The sequence below is a fragment of the Pseudomonas sp. MS19 genome (assembly GCF_013277615.1).
Classification (GTDB): Bacteria; Pseudomonadota; Gammaproteobacteria; order Pseudomonadales; family Pseudomonadaceae; genus Aquipseudomonas; species Aquipseudomonas marincola.
This window is the reverse complement of record NZ_VBTO01000008.1, coordinates 123,712-140,123: the sequence shown is the minus strand read 5'-3', so window position 1 is coordinate 140,123 and position 16,412 is coordinate 123,712. Positions and strand designations below refer to the sequence as shown.

At 53.9% G+C, this 16,412-nt stretch carries 17 protein-coding genes; 3 read left to right on the top strand and 14 right to left on the bottom strand.

The window, feature by feature from the left end:
• Positions 1-4 precede the first annotated feature (4 nt).
• The 9 genes from FEZ62_RS07850 to FEZ62_RS07810 all read right to left on the bottom strand — a co-directional run bounded on the left by FEZ62_RS07850 (position 5) and on the right by FEZ62_RS07810 (position 8,178).
• Positions 5-475, bottom strand: a complete 471-nt coding sequence (locus FEZ62_RS07850; RefSeq protein WP_090512500.1) for a F0F1 ATP synthase subunit B — start codon at positions 473-475, stop codon at positions 5-7.
• Between the two features lie 58 nt (positions 476-533).
• Positions 534-791, bottom strand: coding sequence for a F0F1 ATP synthase subunit C (atpE, locus tag FEZ62_RS07845; protein ID WP_003097235.1), 258 nt, complete (start codon positions 789-791; stop codon positions 534-536).
• A 134-nt stretch (positions 792-925) separates the two neighbouring features.
• Positions 926-1,795, bottom strand: a complete 870-nt coding sequence (gene atpB / locus FEZ62_RS07840) for a F0F1 ATP synthase subunit A (protein ID WP_069900041.1) — start codon at positions 1,793-1,795, stop codon at positions 926-928.
• Between the two features lie 16 nt (positions 1,796-1,811).
• Positions 1,812-2,219 (bottom strand): F0F1 ATP synthase subunit I, encoded by a 408-nt coding sequence (locus FEZ62_RS07835; RefSeq protein ID WP_172927334.1) that lies wholly within the window; start codon positions 2,217-2,219, stop codon positions 1,812-1,814.
• A 160-nt stretch (positions 2,220-2,379) separates the two neighbouring features.
• Positions 2,380-3,252 (bottom strand): ParB/RepB/Spo0J family partition protein, encoded by an 873-nt coding sequence (locus tag FEZ62_RS07830; protein WP_150547972.1) that lies wholly within the window; start codon positions 3,250-3,252, stop codon positions 2,380-2,382.
• Positions 3,253-3,270: 18 nt separating this feature from the next.
• Positions 3,271-4,062, bottom strand: coding sequence for a ParA family protein (locus FEZ62_RS07825; protein WP_069900044.1), 792 nt, complete (start codon positions 4,060-4,062; stop codon positions 3,271-3,273).
• A 13-nt stretch (positions 4,063-4,075) separates the two neighbouring features.
• The gene (rsmG, locus tag FEZ62_RS07820; RefSeq protein ID WP_172927333.1) at positions 4,076-4,735 is read right to left on the bottom strand and encodes a 16S rRNA (guanine(527)-N(7))-methyltransferase RsmG; all 660 of its coding nucleotides are present in this window, start codon (positions 4,733-4,735) and stop codon (positions 4,076-4,078) included.
• Entirely contained in the window at positions 4,735-6,627 is a 1,893-nt protein-coding gene (gene mnmG, locus FEZ62_RS07815) for a tRNA uridine-5-carboxymethylaminomethyl(34) synthesis enzyme MnmG (protein ID WP_172927332.1), read from the bottom strand. Before mnmG ends, rsmG begins: the two co-directional genes overlap by 1 nt.
• A 552-nt stretch (positions 6,628-7,179) precedes the next feature.
• Positions 7,180-8,178, bottom strand: a complete 999-nt coding sequence (locus FEZ62_RS07810) for a YeiH family protein (RefSeq protein ID WP_172927331.1) — start codon at positions 8,176-8,178, stop codon at positions 7,180-7,182.
• Positions 8,179-8,279: 101 nt separating this feature from the next.
• Between FEZ62_RS07810 and FEZ62_RS07805 the strand changes: the two genes are divergently transcribed.
• On the top strand, positions 8,280-9,176 hold the full coding sequence (locus FEZ62_RS07805; RefSeq protein WP_172927330.1) for a LysR substrate-binding domain-containing protein: 897 nt from the start codon (positions 8,280-8,282) through the stop codon (positions 9,174-9,176).
• Positions 9,177-9,178: 2 nt separating this feature from the next.
• Here the strand turns inward: FEZ62_RS07805 and mnmE are convergent, their stop codons facing one another.
• The 5 genes from mnmE to rpmH all read right to left on the bottom strand — a co-directional run bounded on the left by mnmE (position 9,179) and on the right by rpmH (position 13,164).
• Positions 9,179-10,546, bottom strand: coding sequence for a tRNA uridine-5-carboxymethylaminomethyl(34) synthesis GTPase MnmE (gene mnmE, locus FEZ62_RS07800; protein ID WP_172927329.1), 1,368 nt, complete (start codon positions 10,544-10,546; stop codon positions 9,179-9,181).
• A gap of 77 nt (positions 10,547-10,623) precedes the next feature.
• The gene (gene yidC / locus FEZ62_RS07795) at positions 10,624-12,372 is read right to left on the bottom strand and encodes a membrane protein insertase YidC (protein ID WP_069900049.1); all 1,749 of its coding nucleotides are present in this window, start codon (positions 12,370-12,372) and stop codon (positions 10,624-10,626) included.
• 2 nt (positions 12,373-12,374) lie between these two features.
• Positions 12,375-12,620, bottom strand: a complete 246-nt coding sequence (yidD, locus tag FEZ62_RS07790) for a membrane protein insertion efficiency factor YidD (protein ID WP_069900050.1) — start codon at positions 12,618-12,620, stop codon at positions 12,375-12,377.
• Positions 12,613-13,014 carry a ribonuclease P protein component gene (gene rnpA / locus FEZ62_RS07785; protein ID WP_170827746.1) on the bottom strand — a complete coding sequence of 134 codons (402 nt, stop codon included), beginning with the start codon at positions 13,012-13,014 and terminating at the stop codon, positions 12,613-12,615. The genes yidD and rnpA overlap by 8 nt, the downstream gene beginning before the upstream one ends.
• A 15-nt stretch (positions 13,015-13,029) precedes the next feature.
• Positions 13,030-13,164 (bottom strand): 50S ribosomal protein L34, encoded by a 135-nt coding sequence (gene rpmH, locus FEZ62_RS07780; RefSeq protein WP_003213577.1) that lies wholly within the window; start codon positions 13,162-13,164, stop codon positions 13,030-13,032.
• A gap of 537 nt (positions 13,165-13,701) precedes the next feature.
• Here rpmH and dnaA point away from each other — a divergent pair.
• Together dnaA and dnaN are read left to right on the top strand one after the other, a co-directional pair.
• On the top strand, positions 13,702-15,204 hold the full coding sequence (dnaA, locus tag FEZ62_RS07775; protein WP_090512526.1) for a chromosomal replication initiator protein DnaA: 1,503 nt from the start codon (positions 13,702-13,704) through the stop codon (positions 15,202-15,204).
• Positions 15,205-15,306: 102 nt separating this feature from the next.
• Positions 15,307-16,410: a DNA polymerase III subunit beta gene (dnaN, locus tag FEZ62_RS07770; protein ID WP_172927328.1), complete on the top strand. Its 1,104-nt coding sequence runs from the start codon at positions 15,307-15,309 to the stop codon at positions 16,408-16,410.
• Positions 16,411-16,412: the final 2 nt, after the last annotated feature.

The following is a 16,412-nucleotide window of genomic DNA, read 5'->3' as shown; positions in this document are numbered from 1 at the left end:
TCGCTTAAATTTCGGCTGCCAGTTTGGAAACCAGCTCCGCATGCGCGTTTTGGTCGATCGAAACGCCCAGGATCTTCTCAGCACCGCCGACAGCCAGTGCGCCAACTTGGGCACGCAGGGCGTCTTTAACGCTGTTGATTTCCTGTTCGATCTCGGCCTGAGCCTGAGCCTTAACGCGGTCAGCTTCAACGCGGGCCTGTTCACGGGCCTCGTCGACAATCTGAGTGCCACGCTTCTTGGCTTGCTCAATGATTTCAGCTGCCTGTGCTTTAGCTTCGCGCAGTTGCTGACCCGCTTTCTCTTGGGCCAACTCCAAATCACGAGCTGCACGGCTGGCAGCGTCCAGACCCTCTGCGATCTTCTTTTGACGCTCTTGCAGAGCTGTAATGACCGGAGGCCATACAAACTTCATGCAGAACATCACGAAGATGAAGAAGGCAACGGCCTGGCCAATCAGGGTTGCATTAATGTTCACGCCAACACCTCGCTCGTTCGTTGTTCAACAAACCATCTCACTCGTAATAACCGAGTGATTAGCCTGCGATTTGACCAACGAAGGGGTTCGCGAAGGTGAAGAACAGTGCGATACCAACACCGATCATGGTCACGGCGTCGAGAAGACCGGCGACGATGAACATTTTCACTTGCAGCATAGGAACCATTTCCGGTTGACGCGCAGCGCCTTCCAGGAATTTGCCGCCCAGCAGGCCGAAACCAATGGCAGTACCAAGGGCGCCCAGGCCGATTAGCAGAGCAACAGCGATCGCAGTCAGACCAACTACAGTTTCCATTTTTCCTCCCGACTTTTATGTCGTATTGGTTAAGTGTTACTAAGGTTAAGCGTTAAAGCTAAATCGTTTTCCAGCAAGCCCTTGCGGGCGTCCACCGATATCGCTGCGCACCTTTGCAGGTACGCGGTGCGCTATTAGTGGTTGTCTTCGTGTGCCATCGACAGATAGACGATGGTCAACATCATGAAGATGAACGCTTGCAGCGTGATGATCAGGATGTGGAACACAGCCCACGCCCAGTTCAGGGCAATACCCAGCGCGCTGAGCAGGAACATGCCACTGCCGAACATCACGGCAATCAGAATGAAGATCAGTTCGCCGGCATACATGTTACCGAACAGACGCAGCGCCAGAGAGATAGGCTTAGCGACCAGTGTTACGAACTCAAGCAGGAAGTTCACCGGAATCAGCAGCGCCTGAACCACAATGTTCTTGCTGCCGAACGGGTGCAGGGTCAGTTCGCCGATGAAGCCGCCGATGCCCTTGACCTTGATGCTGTAGAAAATGATCAGAGCAAACACCGACAGGGCCATGCCCAGGGTCGCGTTTGGATCGGTCGTCGGAACCACACGGAAGAAGACGTGCTCGTTGCCGGTGATTTTCTGCGCCAGAACCGGCAGGAAGTCGACCGGAATCAAGTCCATCAGGTTCATCAGGAAGATCCAGACGAAGATGGTCAGGGCGAGCGGAGCAATCAGCTTGTTACGGCCGTGGAAGGTGTCTTTGACACTGCCATCGACGAACTCGATCATCACTTCAACGAAGTTCTGCAAGCCGCCAGGCTGGCCGCTGGTTGCGCGCTTGGCTGCCATGCGGAAAATGAGAATGAAAACCAGACCAAGAACCACAGACCAACCCAGGGTATCCACATGGAATGCCCAGAAGCCCATTTCTTTAGCTTGTTCTGCTGTGTGAGCGAAACCCCAGTCACCCGAAGGCAGCTTCCCGAAAGTCAGGTTCTGCAAGTGGTGCTGGATATAGCCCGAAGCGGTTTGTTCTGCCATGTTTGCCTCAAACGCCCTAAGGTTTCAAAAATCTTGTTTTCATCAGCAGCGGTGCAAACCAGTTGACCAGTTGGGTCAGCAGGAAAACGCCAAATACTGCCAGCGCATCCAAAGGTTTCACCCCTGCAAACGTCAGCGTAAACAACGCTGCCGTCAGAATTAATTTGCCCGCCTCGCCGGCATAAAAAGACCGCACGATGGCTTGAGCTGCCCGGGCTCCGCTAAAGCGAAAAGCCTTGTGGGCAAAATACACATTAGGCAGCCATGCAATCAGGCCACCACAAAGACCGGAGTATCCTGCGATCGGGCCGCGCCACTGCCAACAGACAGCAGCCAAGAGCAGCGCAACAATCAACTGTACGACAAGAACCGGGAAGACCGGCCAACGATGGAAGGGCAGGCGATTTGGCGTGCGGGTATCCATCACTGTTTCCTGAAATCAGACCTCTGGCTTCGACGACCGGGTATCCCAACACAGTTGGCATAGTTTATGCCGTCGAAATGCGCGCAGAGTATAGGGGCGCAGGCCGCCCCATTCAACTGTCAGGTAGTGATTTCCGACTAGTGCTACATGGCTAAATGTTTCAGCGGATGTGCGCGAGCACTCCTTGCAGTTCATCCAGGGAGCTATAACGGATGACCAACTGGCCCTTGCCCTTCTGTCCATGCTTGATCTGCACGGGAGAGCCCAAGCGCTCAGCCAGACGCTGTTCCAGCCGGGTGATGTCCGGGTCTGCTTTAGCTACAGCAGCAGGCTTCTCTTTGCTGTTCAACCACTGACGAACCAGCGCTTCAGTTTGGCGCACAGTGAGGCCGCGTGCGACAACATGTCGCGCACCTTCAACCTGCTGTTCGAGGGGTAGGCCGAGCAATGCACGGGCATGACCCATTTCGAGGTCGCCATGCGAGAGCAATGTTTTAATCTCTTCCGGCAAGCTAATCAAGCGCAGAAGGTTGGTGATGGTCACACGTGACTTACCCACTGCATCAGCAACTTGCTGTTGAGTGAGTTGAAATTCCTGCTGCAGACGCTGCAACGCCATCGCTTCTTCGATCGGATTGAGGTCTTCGCGCTGAATATTCTCGATCAGCGCCATGGCCACGGCGGCTTCATCCGCCAACTCGCGAACCATTGCCGGAATCTTTTCCAGCCCGGCTTGCTGCGATGCGCGCCAGCGACGTTCTCCGGCAACGATCTCGAAACGCCCCTTGGCGATCGGGCGCACGACGATGGGCTGCATCACACCGTGGGTCTTGATCGAGTGCGCGAGTTCTTCCAGCGCAGTCACGTCCATATCCCGACGCGGCTGATACTTGCCGCGCTGGATCAGATCCAGTGGCAGATATTGCAGTTCGTTAGGATCAACCTGTGTGGCTTCTTCTTGCAGCTTATCGACGGTGGAACCGCCCAAAAGAGCGTCCAAGCCACGTCCAAGCCCGCGTTTTTTGGCGGCCATGCGCAATTCCTTATTCGATTACAGTGCGGGCGCTTTGCGAGCGTTTGCACGCTGACGGCGAACCAATTCGCCAGCCAATGCCAAATAGGCGATGGCCCCCCGCGATTGCTTATCGTAGCTCAGCGCCGGCATACCAAAACTCGGGGCTTCAGCCAGTCGTACGTTACGCGGGATGACCGTTTGATAAAGCTTGTCGCCAAAATGTTCCTTCAGCTGAGCCGACACATCATTGGTCAGGCTCATGCGAGGGTCATACATGGTGCGCAACAAACCTTCGATTCTCAGTTCAGGGTTGAGCAACTTGGCGATGCGTTGAATACTGTTGACCAGATCACTCAAACCTTCCAACGCATAGTACTCACACTGCATCGGGATGATCACGCCGTCAGATGCCACCAATGCGTTAACGGTGAGCATGGACAAAGCCGGCGGACAATCGATGAGGATGTAATCGTAGTTTTCGCGGATCGGCGCCAGCGCATTACGCAGGCGGCTTTCCTTCATTTTGACTTCAAGCAAATCAACTTCTGCAGCCGTGAGGTCACGGTTGGCCGGCAGTAGCTGGTAACCGCCATGCTCGGAGAACTGCATTGCCTCGACCAGGTTGCATTCACCGGTGAGCACGTCATAAATCGAATTTTCCAGCGCATGCTTATCCACACCACTGCCCATGGTGGCATTGCCTTGTGGATCGAGATCGATCAACAGCACGCGGCGTTTGGTGGCGACCAGAGAGGCAGCCAGATTGACGCAGGTGGTGGTCTTGCCCACGCCGCCTTTCTGGTTAGCTATTGCGAATACCTTTGCCATACTGCTTTTCCCCTTAGACCAAGCGTCGCAGTATCAACAGATGGCGCTGACCTTGGCAACCGGGAACCTTGAGAACATGCGTTGCGGTCAGACTAAAATCTTCTGGCAGCGCTTGCAGCTCATCATCCGGATGCACGCCTTTCATTGCCAACCATTGGGTATTGCTATCGCCCAAATGACGCGTCCAGTCAGAAAAGTCCTGCAGCGAACTGAATGCCCGTGAGCAAATACCACTGAATGGCTGCGCCGGCGTGAATGCTTCTACCCGGCTGTGGGTAACTTCAAGGTTGGCCAATTTCAGCTCAAGTTTTACCTGAGTCAGAAAACGGGTTTTCTTACCGTTGGAGTCCAGCAGGGTAAATTGCTTCTGCGGGAACAGGATGGCCAGTGGAATTCCTGGCATTCCGCCGCCGCTGCCAACGTCGAGCCAGTTATCCCCAGCCTCGGCGACAAACTTGACCACACTCAAGCTGTCGAGCAGGTGCCGCGAAACCATTTCATCGGGGTTACGCACCGCGGTCAGGTTATACGCCTTGTTCCACTTGATCAGCAGTTCGAGATAGCCAAGCAGCAATTGCTGCTGTTCGGCAGAAACGTCAACACCGAGTTCACGAGCACCACGAGCGAGTTCTTCTGCATGCTGGCTTGTTACGAAAGTTTTTACACCGCTCATCAAGCGCTCTGCTCCAACTGGCGACCGGCACCGCGTTTTTTAAGGTGAATCAGCAACAGCGAAATCGCCGCCGGGGTGACACCCGGAATACGTGAAGCCTGGCCCAGTGTTTCCGGGCGAGTGGCGCTCAGCTTGGCCTGAATTTCGTTGGACAGACCGGAAATCGTTGAATAGTCGATATCGGCTGGCAGCTTGGTGTCTTCACTGGCGCGCAAGCGGGCGATTTCTTCTTGCTGGCGGTCAATGTATCCCGCGTACTTGGTTTTGATCTCGACCTGTTCTGCAACTTGCGGATCAAGCGCGCCGCCACCGGTGACTTCAACCAGCCCTTGATAATCAATTTCCGGACGCGTCAGCAGGTTGAGCAAATTGTATTCATGGGTCAGCGGCGTACCGAAACGTTCGGCAATGGCCGTGCCTTGCGGCGTATTCGGGCGCACCCATGTGCTTTTCAGGCGTTGTTCTTCAAGCGCAATGGCCTCGCGCTTGGTTTCAAATGCTGCCCAACGCTGATCATTGACCAAGCCCAGTTCGCGGCCCTTTTCAGTGAGGCGCAAGTCGGCGTTGTCTTCACGCAGAATCAGGCGATATTCAGCCCGTGAGGTGAACATCCGATACGGCTCTTGCGTACCCAGGGTGATCAGGTCGTCGACCAATACGCCGATGTACGCCTCATCGCGGCGCGGACACCAGGCATCTTTGCCCTGGGCGCGAAGTGCAGCGTTGGCACCGGCCAACAAACCTTGCGCACCGGCTTCTTCGTAACCGGTGGTGCCGTTGATCTGACCTGCAAAGAACAAACCGGCAATGACTTTGGTTTCAAGGCTGTATTTCAGATCACGTGGATCAAAATAGTCATATTCGATCGCATAGCCCGGACGCACGATGTGAGCGTTTTCCATGCCGACAATCGAACGCACGATCTGAATCTGCACATCGAACGGCAATGAAGTCGAAATACCGTTCGGATACAACTCATGGGTATTCAGACCTTCCGGCTCGATGAATACCTGATGGCTCTGCTTGTCGGCAAAACGATGAATCTTGTCTTCGATAGACGGGCAATAACGCGGGCCAACGCCTTCGATCACACCGGAATACATCGGTGAACGATCAAGGTTGGCTGCGATGATTTCGTGAGTGCGCGCATTGGTGTGAGTAATCCAGCAGCTGACCTGCTGCGGATGCTGCTCTTTGCTGCCCAAAAACGACATAACTGGAATCGGTGTATCGCCCGGTTGCTCGGCCATCACCGAGAAATCCACAGAACGACCGTCAATACGCGGTGGTGTGCCGGTTTTCAGACGTCCAACACGCAGCGGCAATTCACGCAAACGGTGCGCCAGTGCTATCGACGGTGGATCACCCGCACGACCACCGGAGTAATTCTGCATACCAATGTGGATAAGTCCGCCGAGGAATGTTCCGGTAGTCAGAACTACTGAATCCGCCATGAAACGCAGTCCCATCTGGGTGACTACGCCTTTGACTTCATCGTTCTCGACGATCAGGTCGTCTGCAGCTTGCTGGAAGATCCACAGATTTTCCTGGTTCTCCAGGGTTTCGCGGATAGCAGCCTTGTACAACACGCGATCTGCTTGAGCCCGCGTAGCGCGGACTGCAGGACCTTTGCGGCTGTTGAGCACACGAAACTGAATGCCACCTTTGTCGGTCGCTTCAGCCATTGCGCCGCCGAGTGCGTCGATTTCCTTGACCAGATGGCTTTTACCAATCCCGCCAATTGCCGGGTTGCAGCTCATCTGCCCCAGCGTTTCCACGTTATGAGTAAGCAGTAGGGTTTTCACACCCATGCGTGCAGCTGCCAACGCAGCTTCGGTGCCGGCGTGACCACCGCCGATAACGATCACTTGAAAACGGGAAGGGAAATCCACCACGCACCTCGTGCCTGTACTGAAAAATGAGGCTTTTATCAGAGAACACTCGGGCCTACTTCGCTGGGTAGTCCGGCATTTCTCAAGGCGTGCCATTGCGTAATTACGCTCAAATGCCACTGAAAAGCTGAATAGCCGGTAAGTATAGGCAGTTAAGCGACCTTAAAGAAGCCTTTTGCACAAAAAATAGCCAATCAGCCCTTAGCGCCCAAACGGTCCCGATTTGGCAATGCAGACGAGTCAGCAAATAAGAATAAAAAAGAAAGAATTTTTATAAAGCTTTGTTTATATGTTTATAAAGTAGCAAGCACTTTTCTGTGGATACATTGCTACAAGCCAATAAACACGTACTGTACAGCGATGTATGGAACTGTGCTAAGCCTGCCATCTAACTGTCAGATAGCCGTCACTAAGCTGTGGATGAAAGAGCTACTTATGCACAGGGCAGTTTATCCTCAACTTTGTCACCTGCTTATGGGCAGAGCTTAGGGCCGCTTTTCCACAGGGTTTATGCACACCCATAAAAACCGTGGATAAAGAGGCCCAAAGGTCTTACTGCGGGATGACCAAGGTATTCAGGAAGAAGCCACCGCACATCAACAAAGTGAACAATATGGCGCCCATCAGCATCGGCTTAGCCCCAGCCTGCTTGAGTACACGCCATTGTGTCTGGCTACCCAGTGCTGCCATGGCCATGGCCAAAGTCAGTTGGCTGATCATCTGCAAGCTGTGGATAACCATTGGAGGTAAGGCGACCCAGCTGTTGATACCGGCTGCAGCAATGAATCCGAGAACAAACCAAGGAATGTTGATTTTGCGTGTGGCGCTCCCTGCTGTTTCTTGGCCTTTGCTCTTGCGCATCATCACGCTGCTGAGAATCAGGATGAAAGGAGCCAGCAGCATCACTCTGATCAGCTTGACCACAACTGCAGACTGCAAGGCTTCGCCGCTCACTGAGTCACCCGCAGCAACTGCCTGAGCGACCTCATGGATGGTGCTGCCGATGTAAATCCCGAAGTTATGATCAGTCATGCCGCTAAACTGAAAGATCAGTGGATAACTGAACATGGCCAGCGTGCCAAACAGCACAACAGTGGCGACAGCTACAGTCACGTGTTGTTGTTTGGCTTTAACCACAGGCTCACTGGCAAGAACTGCAGCCGCGCCGCAAATTGCGCTGCCCGCAGATATCAGGATGGACAGTTCGCGGGGCAACTTGAACAGTTTTATCCCCAGCCAGGTCCCTATCAGCAAAATGCTGGTGGTGACCATGATGTCCAGGACAACAGCTTGCCAGCCGACTTGTACGATCTGTTGAAAGCTGAGGCTGAAGCCAAACAAAATAATCCCGGTGCGCAACAGGCGTTGCTGGCAGAACCGGGTGAATGCCTGTTCCCGTGCAGTTGGCGCTTGTTGATTGAAGTGGCCATAGATAACGCCGAGCAGAATGGCCAGTGGCAGGGCGCTGAGCCCTAAATGGGCAACCGCAGGGATTTGCGCGAGAAGCAGCGAAGCGATTGCGATCAGTGGCAGTGCTATCAGAGTACGCATAGTTATTCACAAGGCTGAAAAATGTTAGGTCTAATAGTGCGCCGGTGATACTGTTAATAAAAATGGATTGTTTTAATGCGTTACATAAGCTGAGCTGAACTATGAGCGTATCGATCAGGCAACTGAAGATTTTCGAAGCCACCGCACGCCTGGGACGGCTGACTGCCGCAGCGGATGACCAAGCCATCAGCCAGTCGGCAGCGAGTCAGGCGCTGAAAGAGCTGGAATCGGAATTAGGTTATCCACTGTTCATGCGCATCGGTCGAGAACTGGTCATTACCGATGCTGGGCGCAATGCGCTACCGAAGGTGGGACAGATCCTGCAAGCACTGGACAGCCTTATGCACAGCGAGGCTGATGAAATCAGTGGTGTGCTACGCGTTGCAGCCAGTGTGACCATTGGCAGTTATTTGCTGCCTGGTCTGTTGAGCCAGTTTATCCACAACCATCCTCAGGTTGATCCCGATGTTCGCATCAGTAATACCGGAGAAGTCATCAGTGCTGTGGAAAAGGGCCAGGTCCATATTGGCTTGATAGAAGGTCCCGCCACCCATAATCATTTGCTGATTACGCCGTGGAGCGAAGACCAACTGGCAGTCTTCTGCCGGCCAGACCATCCACTCGCCGCTGTGGGTAAGTTAACCTCAGAGCAAATAGCGCAGCAGCGTTGGGTCTTGCGCGAGCATGGATCAGGCACGCGCGCGGTATTTGACGCTGCCGTTCAGCAAGTCTGTGGACAAGTTAAATTGGCGTTGGAATTGAATCGTCAGGAAGCGATCAAGCAATCGGTGAAGGCTGGATTGGGAATCGGTTGTTTGTCTGCATTGTCGATTGCAGAACAGGTAGACGCCGGTGAGTTGGTGGTTTTGCACACACCATTGGAATTACGCCGGCGCTTTTCGCTGGTTTCCCACCCCGTTGAGCAGAGCAATGCCTTGGTCAGGGCCTTTGTCGAGCACTTACAACAGCATGCCAAGGCTGAAACTGTGGATAAGTAAGCTTACTTACCGATACAGAAACTGGAAAAAATCCGTCCGAGCAAATCGTCAGAGCTGAATGCTCCGGTAATTTCGCCCAATGCTTGCTGGGCGTGACGCAGGTCTTCCGCCAACAGCTCACCAGCGCCTGCGAGTGTCAGTTGTGCATAACCATGCTCAAGGTGCGCTTGCGCTTGATTGAGCGCGTCGAGGTGACGTCTGCGTGCACTAAAGCTGCTCTCGGCAGTCTGTTGATAACCCATGCAGCTTTTCAGGTGTTCGCGCAGCAAATCCAGGCCATCTGTGGATTTCGCAGAGAGGCTGATGGTGACATGAGCGTCGCTGCTGACCTCCAGCGCAATGTTCTCGTTACTCAGGTCTGCTTTATTGCGAATCAACGTCACCTTGGCCGGATCGGGTCGAATATCGAGAAACTCGGGCCACAGGCTGAACGGGTCGCTGGCTTCAGGTGCTGTTGAGTCCACAACCAGCAAAATCCGATCGGCCTCGCTAATGGCCTTGAGGGCGCGCTCGACCCCGATCTTTTCCACATGGTCTTCGGTATCGCGCAGCCCAGCGGTATCGACCACATGCAAGGGCATGCCATCAATGTGGATATGTTCGCGCAGTACATCGCGGGTGGTGCCGGCAATCTCGGTGACGATTGCAGCTTCTCGACCGGCAAGCGCATTGAGCAGGCTGGATTTACCGGCATTCGGCCGTCCGGCAATCACAACGTTCATGCCGTCGCGCAGCAATGCGCCCTGCCCGGCTTCACGCAACACATCTAGCAAGTCTTCGCGCACAGCCTGGAGCAGGCTGAGCACATGGCCATCCGCGAGAAAATCGATTTCCTCTTCTGGGAAATCAATCGCCGCTTCAACGTAGATGCGTAGATTGATCAGGCGCTCAGTCAAGTTATGCACACGTCTCGAAAACTCGCCTTGCAGGGAGCGCACAGCATTGCGCGCTGCCTGCTCGGAACTGGCCTCGATCAAGTCGGCAATCGCCTCCGCCTGGGCCAGGTCGAGTTTGTCATTGAGAAACGCCCGCTCGCTAAACTCGCCGGGTCTGGCCAGCCGTGCGCCCAGTTGTACACAGCGGCGCAGCAGCATATCGAGTACCACGGGGCCGCCATGGCCCTGCAATTCGAGTACGTCTTCGCCGGTGAATGAGTTGGGGCCCGGGAAATAAAGCGCCAGGCCCTGGTCAATGACAGTGTCGTCTTCGGTGAAAAAATCACCGTAGTGGGCATAACGTGGGGATAACTCGCGCTGGCAAATGGCAACAGCCATTTTTGCCGCCAACGGTCCGGAGATTCGCACAATGCCCACACCGCCTCGACCCTGGGCGGTGGCAACAGCGGCAATGGTATCGCGGGCATTGTGCATAACTTTCTCCAAACGCTGAATAGCAAAACGCCCCTTGTTACAGGGGCGTTAGCTTTATCTTAGAAGCTGCGCAGCATTTAGGCGGGATTAGCGGCCTTGGTTGCAGCTTCGATCTTGCGAGTAATGTACCACTGCTGCGCGATCGACAAGCAGTTGTTCACAACCCAGTACATAACCAGACCAGCAGGGAACCACAGGAAGAAGAAGGTGAAGATGATTGGCATCATTTTCATAACCTTGGCCTGCATTGGGTCCGGCGGAGTCGGGTTCAACTGCTGCTGGATAAACATGGATGCACCCATGATGATCGGCAGAATGAAGAACGGATCCTTGATCGACAGGTCAGTGATCCAGAACATCCAAGGTGCCTGACGCATCTCGACGCTTTCCAGCAGTACCCAGTACAGCGCAAGGAATACCGGCATCTGTACCAGAATCGGCAAGCAGCCACCCAGCGGATTGATCTTCTCTTTCTTGTAGAGCTCCATCATTCCCTGAGACATTTTCTGGCGGTCATCGCCAAACTGTTCTTTCAGAGCGGCCATCTTCGGCGCAACAGCACGCATACGTGCCATCGACTTGTAGCTCGCTGCAGACAGCGGGAAGAAGATCAGCTTGATGATGCAGGTCAGGACGATGATCGACCAACCCCAGTTACCCAGCAGGCTGTGGATATGTTCGAGCAGCCAGAAAATCGGCTGGGCAATGAACCACAAAATACCGTAATCGACTGTCAGTTCCAGGCCTGGTGCCAATGAACCCAGGTGTTTCTGGATTTTTGGACCGGCATACAAGGTCGCGCCAATTTCACCTTTGCTACCGGCAGCAATGCTGACGGATGGGCTGGTGTAACCGACGATGTAGTTGCCTTGGCTGTCTTTACGGGTTTGGATCACGTTGCTGTTATTTTGATCCGGTATCCAGGCCGTCACAAAATAATGCTGCAACCAGGCAACCCAACCACCGTTTACAGTTTCTTTAACCGGTTGTTTGTCGATGTCCTTCATCGAAACTTTTTGGTAGTTCGACTCAGGAGTTGCCATCGCAGCGCCGAGGTAAGTCGCGGTGCTGGTTGCGGTTGTTTTCGACGGGTCATCGCTGTTGTCGCGCTTGAGCTGGGCAAACATGCTGCCGCTCCAGGCTTCACTGCTCTGGTTGTCGATCAGGTATTTCACATCAACCTGATACGAGGACGGATCAATACAGCCAGGCTTTTTCAGCATCTGCTCTTTGGCTGAACATTCTGGGTTCAGGCCACGCTTGAAGCTGAAACGCTTGATGTAGTTGATGCCGCCTTCGTTCAGTGTCAGATCAACCACCAGCTCATTCTGACCTTCAGCCAGTTGGTAGTTCTTCTGGGCACTGTTCCACAGCGCACGACCGCTGGATTTGTCCGGTGCATTGCTGCCGATCAGGCCGCTTTGCGCCAGATAAATGCGCTCGCCACCGTTGTCGAACAACTGAAATGGAACATCCGGGCGATCCTGACGACGTGGATACTGCGGCAGGGTCAGCTGAACAACATCACCGCCACGTGGATCGATGGCCAGATCAAGAACGTCGGTTTTAACCCGAATCAGTTCATTGCTGTTGGCGATTGCCGAGGTATCCGGCTTCAGCTGTTCGCTGTTGGTGCTCGGAATGTCGTCATGGTTACCAGTGGTAGCTACCGGGGTATCCGGCAAATCAGCACTATTTGGTGTGCTGTTGACTGTCACATTCTGAGTCGGCAGGTCTGCTTGGCCGTAATCCTGGTTCCATTGAAGAACCATCATATAGGACACGACTGCCAGGGCGACGATCAGGATCGAGCGTTTGATATCCATGATTATTCGGCCATCGAAGAGGTACGGGATTTATGCACAGGAGGAACCGGATCGTAGCCGCCGGGATTCCACGGATGACAGCGGCCCAGCCGACGTACGGTCAGCCAGCTACCGCGCATGAAACCATGTTGATCAATGGCTTCATACGCATAGCAGGAGCAGCTTGGATAAAAGCGACAGTGACTCGCCATCAGAGGGCTGATGGCGTAGCGGTAGAACTGGATTGGGATCAAAGCCAGTTTACGCATGGGCACCGTCACTTATCCCAGTCGGCGCGTTAGCACCAGGACTGGGTTTACTACGAGCAAGACGTTTCCAGAGTTTGCTGAATTGGTGTGCCACTTCAGCATTATCCAGATCGCCAAAACCTTTACGCGCCACAACCACGATGTCCCAGCCCACCAGATTTTCCTGGTTGAGGCGGAACGATTCGCGGATCTGGCGTTTCAGTCGGTTGCGTTCGACCGAGAGCTTGACGCTCTTTTTACCAATCACCAAACCCAAGCGGGGGTGATCTAAGTCGTTGTCACGCGCTAGCAGCAGGACATTTCTGCCCGGAGCTTTACCGCTGGGGGAGTCGAAGACTGCCTTGAATTGGTGCGGAGTAAGCAGGCGCTTATCCCGACCGAAGCCTCGACTCACCACAAGACAGAAATATTAAACGGCGAGACGAGCACGGCCCTTGGCGCGGCGACGCGACAGGACAGCACGGCCGTTCTTAGTAGCCATGCGTGCACGGAAACCATGGGTGCGAGCGCGTTTGATGGTGCTAGGTTGGAAAGTGCGTTTCATGGTGTGTTACCTGATTGATCGACAACGGGCCGGAATGGCCCCCGTTTTAAGAGACCGGCGATTGTAGAGAAAGCCGAGCCATAGGTCAATTTCCAACCAATACCGATTAGCAGGTAATTCGCCGGTCAATAGAAATATAAGGAAGAGATTATTTAAAGCTTTCTTGTAATGCTTGTAATACTTACACAGGCCATTATCTGTGGATAAGTACTTGGAGGCCAGTATCTTCGGTTATTACAGCGTTTGGCAAGTCTGTCAGAAAGCCGTGCTGCCGTTGTTCAGTTCAGGCGCACAAGCTGAGGATGAAAGGTGTTTTTATCCACAGGCAGGTTTTTCACAGGGTTTCGGTCCGGGTTATGCAAAGCCCTCATATGGTGTTATCCACAGAGTAAATTTCTGCAATGAATAACTTTTACGTTTCATTAACACATTGATTTTGCATAGCCATAAAGCACGTTTTCATGTGGATAACTTTGCTGGCGGACGATACAATGGCGGCTGATTTTGGCTAGATGCCATACGATTTAGGGGATATCAGTGTCTGTGGAACTTTGGCAGCAGTGCGTAGAGCTTCTGCGCGATGAACTGCCTGCTCAGCAATTCAACACCTGGATACGTCCATTACAAGTTGAAGCCCAAGGCGACGAGCTTCGTGTCTATGCACCGAACCGTTTTGTGCTCGATTGGGTCAATGAAAAGTATGTAGGCCGCTTACTCGAGTTGTTGAACGAGCGCTCGGACGGTCATGCGCCTGCTCTTTCCTTATTAATAGGCAGCCGCCGCAGCCCTGCTCCGCGTCTGGCTCCTCAGGCGCCCGTGCAGCAACCACCTGCTCCGCAGCCGAAAGCACCTGAGCCAGTTCAGCCCGAACGCCAGGAGCCTGTGTATAACGAGCCGCAAGAGTCGGATCCGTCACGTTCGCGGTTCGACACCATGGCGCAGGGCGGTGGGACTCAGCCTCCGGCTCAGCAGCCGCAGCGCCACGAACGCTCAGTACAGGTTGAGGGTGCGCTGAAGCACACCAGCTACCTCAATCGCACCTTTACCTTCGACAACTTCGTTGAGGGTAAATCCAACCAATTGGCCCGCGCTGCAGCCTGGCAGGTTGCCGATAATCCAAAGCACGGCTACAACCCGCTGTTCCTTTACGGCGGCGTCGGCTTGGGTAAAACCCACCTTATGCACGCTGTGGGTAACCATTTGCTGCAGAAGAATCCGAACGCCAAGGTTGTTTACCTGCACTCGGAGCGTTTTGTTGCGGACATGGTCAAGGCGTTGCAGCTCAACGCTATTAACGAATTCAAGCGCTTCTACCGCTCGGTGGACGCGCTACTGATCGACGACATTCAATTCTTTGCCAAGAAAGAGCGTTCACAGGAAGAGTTTTTCCACACGTTCAACGCACTGCTTGAAGGCGGTCAGCAGGTCATTCTTACCAGTGACCGTTACCCGAAAGAAATTGAAGGGCTGGAAGAGCGTCTGAAATCGCGTTTCGGTTGGGGCCTGACCGTTGCGGTCGAGCCGCCCGAGCTTGAAACCCGTGTTGCGATTTTGATGAAGAAAGCTGATCAGGCAAAAGTTGATCTGCCGCACGATGCTGCCTTCTTTATTGCACAACGCATCCGCTCCAACGTGCGTGAACTTGAAGGCGCACTCAAACGTGTTATTGCGCACTCCCACTTCATGGGCCGTGATATTACGATTGAGTTGATTCGTGAGTCGCTAAAGGACCTTCTGGCACTTCAAGATAAGCTGGTTAGCATTGATAATATTCAGCGTACGGCTGCTGAGTATTACAAGATCAAGATCTCCGACTTACTGTCCAAGCGGCGTTCACGTTCGATTGCACGGCCTCGTCAGGTGGCGATGGCGTTGTCGAAAGAGCTCACGAACCACAGTTTGCCGGAGATTGGTGATGCGTTTGGCGGTCGTGACCACACAACGGTGTTGCATGCTTGCCGCAAGATTGCTGAACTTAGGGAATCCGACGCGGACATCCGCGAAGACTACAAGAATCTACTGCGAACACTGACTACTTAACCAAGGCTGTTGCCTGGCCCGTTACTGGCGCAAGTAACGCAGTAGGCCTACAACAGACTCTTAGAATTCGTATCGCAATTTCACGAGGCAAGGGACTAGACCATGCATTTTACAATTCAACGCGAAGCCCTGTTGAAACCCCTGCAACTAGTCGCCGGCGTAGTTGAACGCCGTCAGACCTTGCCGGTTCTCTCTAACGTACTGTTGGTTGTTGAAGACCAGCAGCTGTCGCTGACCGGTACTGACCTTGAGGTCGAACTGGTGGGCCGCGTAGCGCTCGAAGATGCTGCAGAGCCAGGTGAAATCACCGTGCCTGCGCGCAAGCTGATGGATATCTGCAAGAGCTTGCCGAGCGATGCCCTGATCGATATCCGCGTGGAAGATCAAAAGCTGCTGGTTAAAGCCGGGCGCAGCCGTTTCAGTCTGTCGACCTTGCCTGCCAATGACTTCCCGAGTGTCGAGGAAGGCCCAGGCTCACTGACGTTCAATCTGGTGCAGAGCAAATTGCGTCGCCTGATTGAACGCACCAGCTTCGCAATGGCTCAGCAGGATGTTCGCTACTACCTCAACGGTATGCTGCTTGAAGTACAAAGCGGCGTGCTGCGCGCTGTAGCAACCGACGGCCACCGTCTGGCGATGTGCTCGATGCAGGCTGAGATTGGTCAGGCTGATCGTCACCAGGTGATTGTGCCGCGCAAAGGTATCCTCGAACTCGCACGTCTGCTCACCGAGCAAGATGGCATGGTCAGCATCGTTCTGGGTCAGCATCACATCCGTGCTACCACCGGTGAATTCACCTTCACCTCCAAGCTGGTAGACGGCAAATTCCCGGATTACGAGCGCGTATTGCCACGCGGTGGCGACAAGCTGGTGGTTGCAGATCGTCAGGGTCTGCGTGAAGCGTTCAGCCGTACCGCTATTTTGTCGAACGAAAAGTATCGCGGTATTCGCCTGCAGCTTGCAGAAGGCCAGCTGAAAATTCAGGCCAACAACCCTGAGCAAGAAGAAGCCGAAGAAGAGATTGCAGTTGATTACAACGGCAGCTCGTTGGAGATTGGTTTCAACGTCAGCTATTTGCTTGATGTGCTGGGCGTGATGACAACTGATCAGGTGCGTTTGATTCTGTCCGATTCGAACAGCAGCGCACTGGTGCAAGAAGCAGACAACGACGACTCTGCTTACGTCGTTATGCCGATGCGCCTGTAACC